The organism is Winogradskyella pacifica (assembly GCF_003386275.1).
GTDB classification, from domain to species: domain Bacteria; phylum Bacteroidota; class Bacteroidia; order Flavobacteriales; family Flavobacteriaceae; genus Winogradskyella; species Winogradskyella pacifica.
Window position 1 is genome coordinate 17,388 of the sequence record NZ_QREI01000011.1, and the last position, 9,716, is coordinate 27,103.

The window sequence follows — 9,716 nt, forward strand, 5'->3', positions numbered from 1 at the left end:
TTAAACATTCTCAATTAGTTCACTTAGAAAAAATTTAATGACATTTATTAATAAAGACAAATTATAGAAAAAAATACAACACAATTTTTAGTCACAAATGCTATTGAAAATAGTTTTGGTGTGAGAGTTGCATTTAGCACAAAAAAACTCAAATGATATTTAGGTTGTTTAATTAAAGAACTGCTTATCTCATTTATACAACCGTAATTTACAAAGTCTTTTCCGAAAATTGTAATACAGCCAGTTCTGAGTTAAAAATGCATTATAACCAACTAAATTATAAGCAATAAATGATAGGTAGTCTACAAAATGAAAGTCTTTTTCAAAGTATGTTCCAATTAACATCTGAAGGTGTTTTAGTGGTAGATAACACCGCGACTATTTTACTGGCAAATCCTGCATGCGAAAATCTGTTTGGTATTGACTCTGATGATTTATTAGGTAGGAGTTTAGATACTTTAATAACAAGTAAAAATAGAGAACAACTTATAAAATACATAATAAACTTAAAAAAAACAAGGACTAATAAAAATTTTGAAATATTAGGGGTCAAAAATGATGGAAAAGAATTTAATTTAGAAATCAAGTTAAGTTCTTCGATAATTGATGGTAAAAATTTAATCATCACTTTTTTGCGAGATGTAACCAATCGAACTGAAAATCTTCTAGAAATTAAGCAAACTAATGATAAGTTAATAGAAAGTAATCAAAAATTTGATTCATTAATTAGTAATATCAAAGGTATTTTGTTTCGCTGTAAAAATAATAAAGATTATACCATGCACTATATTAGTGAAGGTTGTTTAGAAATTACAGGACATCCATATAATGATTTTAAAAACGCGAATATAAATTACGGTCAGCTCATTATAGAAGCAGATTGCAATAACGTTTGGGAACACATACAAACTGCCGTAAAACAAAAAAAAACTTTTGACTGTAAGCATCGCATTCAACATAAAAATGGCAGTATAAAATATGTTTGGGTAAAAGGGGAAGCTGTATATAACCAAGAAAATAATGGAATCGATTTAGTAGGATTTATTACAGATATAACTGCATATAAAGAGCAGGAATTTACCATAAAGACTAATGAAGTTAAAATGAGAGCATTGTTAGATGCCATACCAGATATGATGTTTATTCAAGATCATCAAGGCAACTATCTTGATTGGTATGCAAAGAATTCTAAAAAATTATTTATAGCGCCCGAAAAACTCATTGGTTTGAATATGAAGGATGTATTACCGATATCTGTATATAAAAAAATAAAAACATCCTACAAAGATTTGCTAGCCTCTGGAAACTTACAGATAGTAGAATATAGTATTGAAGGTAAAAAAGGAATTGAACATTATGAAGCCCGTGTGGTTCATATGAACGACAATAAACTTTTAACCATTGTAAGAGATGTTACAAAAGAAAGAGAAAAGGATGAACAACTTAATATAAAAAATAATGCCTTGGCTTCTGCAAGTAATAGTATAATAATTTCAGATGCGCAAAAAAGAAATACACCAATTATTTACTGTAATGATGCTTTTGAAAAAATTACAGGCTATTGTAAAGAAGAGGTATATGGTAAAAACTGTAATTTTCTGCAAAAAGATGATAGAGATCAAATAGAGATTAATGTTATGAAAAAGGCCATTGCAGAGGGAAAAGCCTGTAGTGTTGTACTGAGAAATTATAGAAAAGACGGGACACTTTTTTGGAATGATGTTACTATTACACCTGTTCGTAACCATAAAAATAAATTAACTCATTTCATAGGTGTTCAAAATGATGTTACAGATAAGGTTAGAGCAGAAGATCTTAAAGATAGAATTCAAAAAATACTAGAATTAATAGCTCAAGACAAGCCTTTAAAATCGATAACTAAAAAAATTATTGATACAGCAGAAATATATCTTAAAGATTGTTTGGGTTCAATTTCCATATTAGATAAAGTAGATAAAACATTACACATATTAGTGGCACCAAATTTACCAAAAACATTTTGCAATTTTATTGATGGTACTGTTATTAGTCCAAAGGCAGGCACGTTTGGTGCTGCTGCGTTTTTAAAAAGAGAAGTTATTGCCTCTGATATAGAAACTAACGTGTTTTGTGAAGGTTTTAAACACATGGCTTTAAAAGATGGTTTAAAAGCGTGTTGGTCATTCCCAATTATGTCATCTACTAGTGAAGCACTAGGAGTATTAAGTTTTTTTAGCTCATTAGCAAGAAAACCTTTAGCTAACGAAAAAGAAATGCTTTTAGACATGACTTATCTGGCAAGTATTGCCATTGAGAAACATAATAATATAATTGTACTAAAAGAAGGCAAAAAGCAGTTAGAAATATACGCTCAAAAATTAGAAGAAAAAGTAAAAGAGCGTACAGAAGAAGTTATGGCAACCGTGAAAGAGTTGGTAGTTACTAATCTTAATCTCAAAGATCAAATACAGATAGCCAAACAAGCGGAAAGTGAGACTATCATTAGTAAATCAATTACCACTGCAATTGCAAAAAATTTTCCGAAAGGCTTAATTGTTGTTATAAATAAAGATTTTCGATTGGTCTTAGCCGAAGGTGAAGCGTTAGATCAACTTGGTTTTAAATCACTTGTCTTTGAAGGCATGAATTTAGATGATCTTTCAATTTTTGCTGAAGAACGAAAAAAAATAATTAGAGAATACATTTCTAAAACACTCTCCGGATTCCATCTCTCGTTTGAACTTGAATATAAAAACAGATACTTCTCTGTAAACACTGCACCTTTATTTGATGAAAACAACCAAGTATCTAATGCCTTAATGGTTTACACCGATATTTCAGAGCAAAAGGAAATTGAATTTAGAATACAAAATGCACTAAAAAAAGAGCGAGAATTAAATCAACTAAAATCGCGTTTTATATCTACAGCATCTCACGAGTTTAGAACGCCTCTAAGTGCTATACTAACTTCTGCTATTTTAATAAGCAAGCAAAATGGGTATGGAACAGAGTTAAAAAGAGAAAAATACGTATTACAAATTGAACAGAATGTAAATCACCTTGTCACTATTTTAAACGATTTTCTCTCATTAAGTAAATTAGAAGAGGGTAAAACAAAAGCTGTAAATGAACACTTTGAAATTATCAATTTTGTTAAAATTTTGATTAATGAAAGTAAAGTGACTCTGAAAAAAACACAGCAAATCAATTATAATTCAAGTCTGTTGCATCTAATTGTAAATCTAGATGCTAAATTACTTCGTCAAATAATTACCAATCTCATATCTAACGCATCAAAATACTCCTCAGTAAATTCAATTATAAATTTTAAAATATCTAAAAACAATGATAAAGTATTAATAGAAATTAGAGATAGCGGTATTGGTATTCCTCAGGAAGAACAAGACCAATTGTTTAATCGTTTTTTTAGAGCGAATAATGCTATAAATATAGAAGGAACAGGTTTAGGATTAAATATAGCGAAGCACTATACCGAGCTAATCGGTGGAACTATTAGTTTTGAAAGTAAACTAAATGAAGGCACCACGTTTTGCGTTGAATTGCCCATTAATAATAATGAATGTAGTCTCAATAATTTGGGAATAAAAATATAATTTTCGATGAAAAAAGTACTGATTATAGAAGACAATGAGATTGTTCGTGAAAATACAGCAGACATTCTAGAACTTGCAGGTTATACCACTGTAACAGCCGAAAATGGAAAAGTAGGTGTAGAAAAGGCAAAGCATTTACTTCCTGATGTTATTGTGTGCGATATTATGATGCCAGAATTAGACGGTTATGAAGTGTTACAAGGTTTAAACAAAAACACCATTACAGCTAGTATTCCATTTATTTTTCTCACAGCTAAGACAGAAAAAATAGACATGCGAAAAGGCATGAATCTAGGGGCAGACGATTATTTAACCAAACCGTTTAGTGAAAAAGAATTGTTAGAAGCTATAGAATGTCGTTTGAAAAAACACAATTTTTTAAAGCAGCACTTTTCTCCTTCGATTGAAGGCGTTAGACAATTTATAAAAGCAGCATCTAACTATTTGGATTTGGACCATTTATCTAGAGATTATTCACTGCAAAAACATAGTAAGGGATTTGTACTCTATAGGGAAAACAATAGGGCTAATTATTTATATTTTATACAACGTGGAGCAGTAAAGACTTATAAAACCACCGAAAAGGGTAAAGAGTTTGTTACAGGTTTGTGCAGCGCTGGTCATTTTGTTGGCCAGTTATCATTATTGTCTGACCATGGGAGCTATATAGAATCTGCAGCAATACTTGAAGATGCAGAACTGTACGAAATTCCAAAATCGGATTTTACAACCCTTTTGCACACCAATAAAGATGTTGCCAATAAGTTTGTTAGTATAATATCAAATAATTTAGTAGAAGTACAAGAACAACTAATTAACGTGGCTTTTGGAACTGTAAGACAACGTGTGGCTAAAACCTTATTAGACATACATAACAAGTCTATTTTACTAAATAACGAAAACAATGGTATAAGTATTAGTAGAGAGGATTTTGCGGGTCTTATTGGTACAGCTACAGAAACAGCCATTCGTATGCTCACCGAATTTAAGAATGAAGGTTTAATAACCATTGGCCATGCTAGAAAAATAGTGATAGACGACAAAGAAACCCTTGAGGATATTGCCCAATTTGGTTAAACCTACATTGTATGACACATATTGAGCCTAAAATAATCCGTCAAATTTTTGTGTTACTATTAATTCTCTTTACTGGTAGTTTAATTTTCTACGAAATACTTCCTTATTTAACAGGTGTTTTAGGCGCAATTACATTTTACATTTTATTAAAAAGCATAATGAAAAAATTAGTGTTTCATTACCGCTGGAAACCTGCACTAGCTGCTGCCACATTAATGATAGGTTCTTTTTTTGTTATTCTAATTCCTCTTATTGGTTTTGGATTATTGTTAGGTGAAAAAATTTCTGACATAGCTCGTAATAGCGAAAAAGTAATTAATGCTCTTAAAGATTTAATGGGAAATCTAGAAACTGAAATAGGAATAGACATTAATTCTCAGATCGATACACAGGCAGTTACCACTTTTTTAACGGAGCGTATACAAAATATGGCAGGCAGTACTTTTAATCTATTTATAGCTATTAGTATTATGTACTTTATGCTCTATTTTATGCTAATTAGCTTTAAAAAACTAAGACAGGCTTTTACTGATTTTATTCCTATGAGTTCTAAGAATATTGATGAAATTAGTGGCGAGGTACAATCCATGGTAAAATCTAATGCTATTGGTATTCCTTTAGTTGCTTTGGCACAAGGTTTTATTGCGCTTATTGGGTTTGTGATTTTTGGTATTGAAGATGCGCTATTTTGGTTTGCAATTACAACTATTGGTTCGCTAATTCCTTTTCTTGGTATATCGATAGGAATTGTACCAGTATTTTTACTTGCTTTATCTTATGGTAATTCTTTTCAGGCTTGGGGAATTTTAACTTATGGTACTGTGGTCGTTGGTGCTACAGATAACCTTTTAAGGTTATATATTCTCAAAAAACTAGATAATGTACATCCATTGATTACACTTTTTGGAGTACTTGTAGGTATTCCTTTATTTGGGTTTATTGGAGTGATTTTTGGTCCTCTATTAATAAGTGTTTTTTTAGGATTGATTAATATTTATAAGGCTGAATATGGAAAGTTATCGGAATATAACACTGACGTTTAATGATGAGAATTAATCATAGTAAATTCATTCTAAAAAAATAGATAATCTTTTGGGTTTCAATAATCGTCAAACATGAGTTTGTTTAATGCAAACGCGAATGTTATGCCGTTAAATAGGTTTAAGACTATATGGTAAGTGCATTTTATTTTTACTTCTGAAAAATTTTGGAACATTAATTTACCAATTAAACAGCAAAATTTAATTATATTTTAGGAAATTTATGTCTAGAACTTTTGTTTTGTAAACTGAATATGTAATCTACAGATTATTATGCTATATACTTGTATTAAATCTCAGTTGGTATTAGTCAAAATATCCAATAATAGCGATTTAGAAGTATCTTGATAATCTTTTCTTGAAGAATGTCACCAATTTCTAATGCAATATGTTTTGGATTAGGCAAATATTTCGCTTTATGGTAATTATAAACCAACAGCTCTTTTTCTATGGACTTTTGTAGTTTTAGTATGTTGAGATGTGTGTCAATTTCTTCAAAAGAATTGTAGTATTTGAGTATCATAATTTATTAAACTAATGTGAAGAGTAAAAACTGATTATTGGTTTGTTTTAGTTTTTTCCGAAATCTATAAGAGAGTAGGGCTAAAAGCATTAAGGACACGCTTACAATTACAAACCCGAGCCAGGTGCTTCCCAACGTTTGTCCTATGACATAAGATATTGCAATAAATAAAACAAATAAGGCTAGTAACAAGAGTGATCCTACAAATACAGTTTGAAAAAAACTAGTTACTAACCTCATAAGTATTTTAAATACTTTTAGCTCTAGATACGATTCGTTATATTTTAAACAACTACGTGCATCTACATCTAATTCTTTAATAGTTTCTTTAAATTGATAAAAAGCCATATAAGTCTTTATTTATGCAGTTGTGCATTTTTCTTCTTAAGATTTTCAAGTTTAGCCTCTAAGGATGTAATTAGAACTTCTGCTTTATAACTCATGTTAGAAACAGTCTCATCTAATTTTTTGTCAAAAGCTTCCTTTTTTTCATGAGCAGTTTTAGTAAGTTCGTCTTTAGCTTGTTTTAAACGATCAGAAATATCGTGTGTGGTATCTGCTACTGTATGTTTTATTTTTTCTCTAGTTTCGCTACCTTTAAATGGTGCAAATAGAATACCTAGACCTGTACCAATGGCTACGCCAGTTACAAAGGATATAAATAGATTTCTATTATTATTATTATTATTATTATTATCCATGGTATAATTATTTAAGTTATTATATACTATAAAGATAATTAGCGATTGCCTTTTCAAAAATGATACAGATCAGTTGTTAAAGTTTTATTTACGTTTTTAACATATTAAATTGCGTTTGTTTTTTTTAGATTGACCTACATTATTTACAATAAGCCTTAAAGGACTTAACTTAGTTTTGTTAGGTGTTATACCAACTATATTAAAATAATGATGTCAAATAACTTCAACAAAGTGCAAAAACAAGTATCTTTTAAAGCTTGTAAAGATCTACGGCAATTAGAAAATACTTTGAAAGATTTAAAAGAAGCAAATACCAATCTTTTTCATCTTTCTATTTTAGGAAAAGTGAACCAATTTGGTATGGATAAAGATATTATGTATTCAATGGATAATAGTATTATTAAGTTATATTGGCAGAATTTAATGGGTAAGACTGTAAATTTTGGTTCTTCTTATAATCCAGAAAGTGGATCTGTATTTATTGTTGGATATTTAATGACAATATTTCTTCATAAAATAAACGGAAATCTTTAGCGACATTATCTTCTGGTTCTTACGGAATTTTTAGAGGAATTGGTGGTAGTGAAGCACAAGCAACAATGTCTTTAAAGATGTTGAATAGCGGTTGTTATTTGTTAATTTTAAGAGGAGACAAAAGTGAATTGAATTTTATTTAATATTGAAAATGATTTTAAAGCGTAAACAAATTCAAGTTATTCCTTTATAAATTCTAGGCTAATTATTTTTCCATGCCTTAAAATAGTCATAGAAAGATTATCTCCTTTTTTGTAAGTATCCATTTTTGTTTTAATTAGGTTTTTGAAGTTGGATTGGCTAAAATTTACATCAATAAAATTTAAAATAATATCACCACCAATTAAGAGTTTTACACCATCAATAGTAGCTTCAATAAAACCACCTCTAAGACCTATTTTACTAGCTGCTCCTTTAGATGATAAACTAAGTACTAGCAATCCAGATTCTTGAGGTATATTTAGAGCTTTAGCGACATTTCCGGTTACCAATATAGAATTCATTCCTGTCCATAAATTAGGTTCATCCATTAATGTTTTTTTTGCTGTATTAGAAGAGATAGCAAATGCAAGCCCATTAAAACTACCAGATTCACTATGAATTCTGCTAGTAATTCCTATAATTTCCCCTTTCATATTAAACATTGGACCTCCAGAATTTCCGTGATTAATTGCAGCATCCGTTTGAAGAAATTCAACATTCGCTAAACTGCTATTTGAAGGATCTAAATAATGTTTACCACTAATAATTCCTTTAGATAAAGTTTGTTTAATGCCGAATGGTGCGCCAATCACAAAAATATCATCACCAATGTTTTGCATATCAGAATTTCCAATTTTTGCGACTTTTTTGTTCTTTAAGTGAAATTCACCTTTAATTCTAATTAATGCAACATCCGCTAATGGGTTTGATGACAAAACATCAGCTTCAAAGAGTTCACCATCTAAAAATTCTACCTGAACTAATTCAGCAGATTGCACCACATGGGCTGCGGTCCAAATTAGACCATCTTCAGATATTAAAACACCAGATCCTTGAGTGGCTTTTGCTAGTAAATTTAAATCATCATTAACTTTTCTTGATTCAACAGTAATAATATTGATGACTACTACAGACGACTTTACGTCATTATAAAGTTCGGAAAGATTTTGTGAATTTACATTAACAGTAAATAAGAGTAATATAGAAAGACATAGTTTATTCATTATTATTATTATTATTATTAGTTTGATACATTTAGAATATGTTTTAAATCAAAAACGGGAAGCCTTGGCTTCCCGTTTTCTAATGAAGTGACTATTTTTATTTACACCTACACTAAAATACTCTTTTTCTAACATTAGAATACATTAGTTTTAGTAATAAACAATTTCAATCGCTCCATATAGGTTATAGTTGTTCTATGGTATTTAATAACCAATACTTAAAATAATCTGGGACAACTAAATGTCCCAGATTACTGGTAAAAATGTTCTTTACAGTCTTAGTCTGATATTGCATACACTTCTTTACAAAGTTAACACAATACGTTTAAAGCTTTCAAGTACAGTTTTGCACCTAAGGCCATTGTTGTATTACTACACTAAGCCCCAATATTTTTATGTTTTCAAAAAACTATCTTATTAATTATACTGCTAATCTACAACTGCTTATTAGAGTATAAACTGACCCAAGTCAGTCTGAGTAATATTATTTAAAATAGAAACTGAAAGCCGAAACTTCCAGTTTCCTGTTGAGACGATTCATTTTATCTGTACGTCTAACCAATCAATCAAACCTTTCATTTCTGGAATTTTTAAAAGGTCAATTTTAGTAAAACAAATTCAATCGCTTCATACTGGTTGCACTTATTTTACAGTATTTGATAATCAGTGTTTTAAATAATCTGGGACAACTAAATGTCCCAGATTACTGGTGCACAATGTTCTTTATAGACTTAATCTGATTTTGTATTCACTTCTTCAAAGTAAAACAATAGGCTTAAAGCTATCAAGTACAGTTGAACACCTAAAGTCACTGTTGCATTGCTACACCAAGACCCTATATTTTTATGTTTTCAAAGAGCTATCTTATTAATTATACTGCTTATTAGAGTATAAACTGACCCAAGTCAGTCTGAGTAATATTTTTTAAAATAGAAACTGGAAGTCGAAACTTCCAGTTTCCTGTTGAGACGATTCATTTTATCTGTACGTCTAACCAACCAATCAAACCTTCCATTTCTGGAATTTTTAAAAGATCAATTTTA

Annotated in this window: 8 protein-coding genes; 4 read left to right on the top strand and 4 right to left on the bottom strand. The window is 29.9% G+C overall.

Features of this window, described 5'->3' with window-relative positions; translation table 11 throughout:
- Positions 1 to 290 precede the first annotated feature (290 nt).
- From DFQ09_RS17475 to DFQ09_RS17485, 3 genes are read left to right on the top strand one after another with little or no spacing between them, the layout of a single operon-like run.
- The gene (locus DFQ09_RS17475; RefSeq protein ID WP_115812695.1) at positions 291 to 3,593 is read left to right on the top strand and encodes a PAS domain S-box protein; all 3,303 of its coding nucleotides are present in this window, start codon (positions 291 to 293) and stop codon (positions 3,591 to 3,593) included.
- A 6-nt stretch (positions 3,594 to 3,599) separates the two neighbouring features.
- The gene (locus DFQ09_RS17480; protein WP_115812697.1) at positions 3,600 to 4,670 is read left to right on the top strand and encodes a response regulator; all 1,071 of its coding nucleotides are present in this window, start codon (positions 3,600 to 3,602) and stop codon (positions 4,668 to 4,670) included.
- Between the two features lie 11 nt (positions 4,671 to 4,681).
- On the top strand, positions 4,682 to 5,713 hold the full coding sequence (locus tag DFQ09_RS17485) for an AI-2E family transporter (RefSeq protein ID WP_115812699.1): 1,032 nt from the start codon (positions 4,682 to 4,684) through the stop codon (positions 5,711 to 5,713).
- A 307-nt stretch (positions 5,714 to 6,020) separates the two neighbouring features.
- On the opposite strand, the gene DFQ09_RS17490 is transcribed toward DFQ09_RS17485, so the two are convergent.
- The 3 genes from DFQ09_RS17490 to DFQ09_RS17500 are packed head-to-tail and all read right to left on the bottom strand — an operon-like array spanning position 6,021 to position 6,934.
- Positions 6,021 to 6,233, bottom strand: coding sequence for a DUF6327 family protein (locus DFQ09_RS17490; RefSeq protein WP_115812701.1), 213 nt, complete (start codon positions 6,231 to 6,233; stop codon positions 6,021 to 6,023).
- A 6-nt stretch (positions 6,234 to 6,239) separates the two neighbouring features.
- Positions 6,240 to 6,581 carry a hypothetical protein gene (locus tag DFQ09_RS17495; RefSeq protein WP_115812703.1) on the bottom strand — a complete coding sequence of 114 codons (342 nt, stop codon included), beginning with the start codon at positions 6,579 to 6,581 and terminating at the stop codon, positions 6,240 to 6,242.
- A gap of 8 nt (positions 6,582 to 6,589) precedes the next feature.
- Positions 6,590 to 6,934: a YtxH domain-containing protein gene (locus DFQ09_RS17500; RefSeq protein ID WP_115812705.1), complete on the bottom strand. Its 345-nt coding sequence runs from the start codon at positions 6,932 to 6,934 to the stop codon at positions 6,590 to 6,592.
- Between the two features lie 207 nt (positions 6,935 to 7,141).
- Here DFQ09_RS17500 and DFQ09_RS17505 point away from each other — a divergent pair, with 207 nt between their 5' ends.
- Complete coding sequence (locus DFQ09_RS17505; RefSeq protein ID WP_115812707.1) at positions 7,142 to 7,468, top strand: hypothetical protein; 327 nt, start codon at positions 7,142 to 7,144, stop codon at positions 7,466 to 7,468.
- A 179-nt stretch (positions 7,469 to 7,647) separates the two neighbouring features.
- Here DFQ09_RS17505 and DFQ09_RS17510 read toward each other — a convergent pair whose 3' ends face one another.
- Entirely contained in the window at positions 7,648 to 8,673 is a 1,026-nt protein-coding gene (locus DFQ09_RS17510; protein ID WP_115812709.1) for a S1C family serine protease, read from the bottom strand.
- Positions 8,674 to 9,716: the final 1,043 nt, after the last annotated feature.

Coding starts and splice junctions, on each gene's coding strand:
- DFQ09_RS17475 (WP_115812695.1), top strand. CDS start 291: ATGATAGGTAGTCTACAAAATGAAAGTCTTTTTCAAAGTATGTTCCAA.
- DFQ09_RS17480 (WP_115812697.1), top strand. CDS start 3,600: ATGAAAAAAGTACTGATTATAGAAGACAATGAGATTGTTCGTGAAAAT.
- DFQ09_RS17485 (WP_115812699.1), top strand. CDS start 4,682: ATGACACATATTGAGCCTAAAATAATCCGTCAAATTTTTGTGTTACTA.
- DFQ09_RS17490 (WP_115812701.1), bottom strand. CDS start 6,233: ATGATACTCAAATACTACAATTCTTTTGAAGAAATTGACACACATCTC.
- DFQ09_RS17495 (WP_115812703.1), bottom strand. CDS start 6,581: ATGGCTTTTTATCAATTTAAAGAAACTATTAAAGAATTAGATGTAGAT.
- DFQ09_RS17500 (WP_115812705.1), bottom strand. CDS start 6,934: ATGGATAATAATAATAATAATAATAATAATAGAAATCTATTTATATCC.
- DFQ09_RS17505 (WP_115812707.1), top strand. CDS start 7,142: ATGATGTCAAATAACTTCAACAAAGTGCAAAAACAAGTATCTTTTAAA.
- DFQ09_RS17510 (WP_115812709.1), bottom strand. CDS start 8,673: ATGAATAAACTATGTCTTTCTATATTACTCTTATTTACTGTTAATGTA.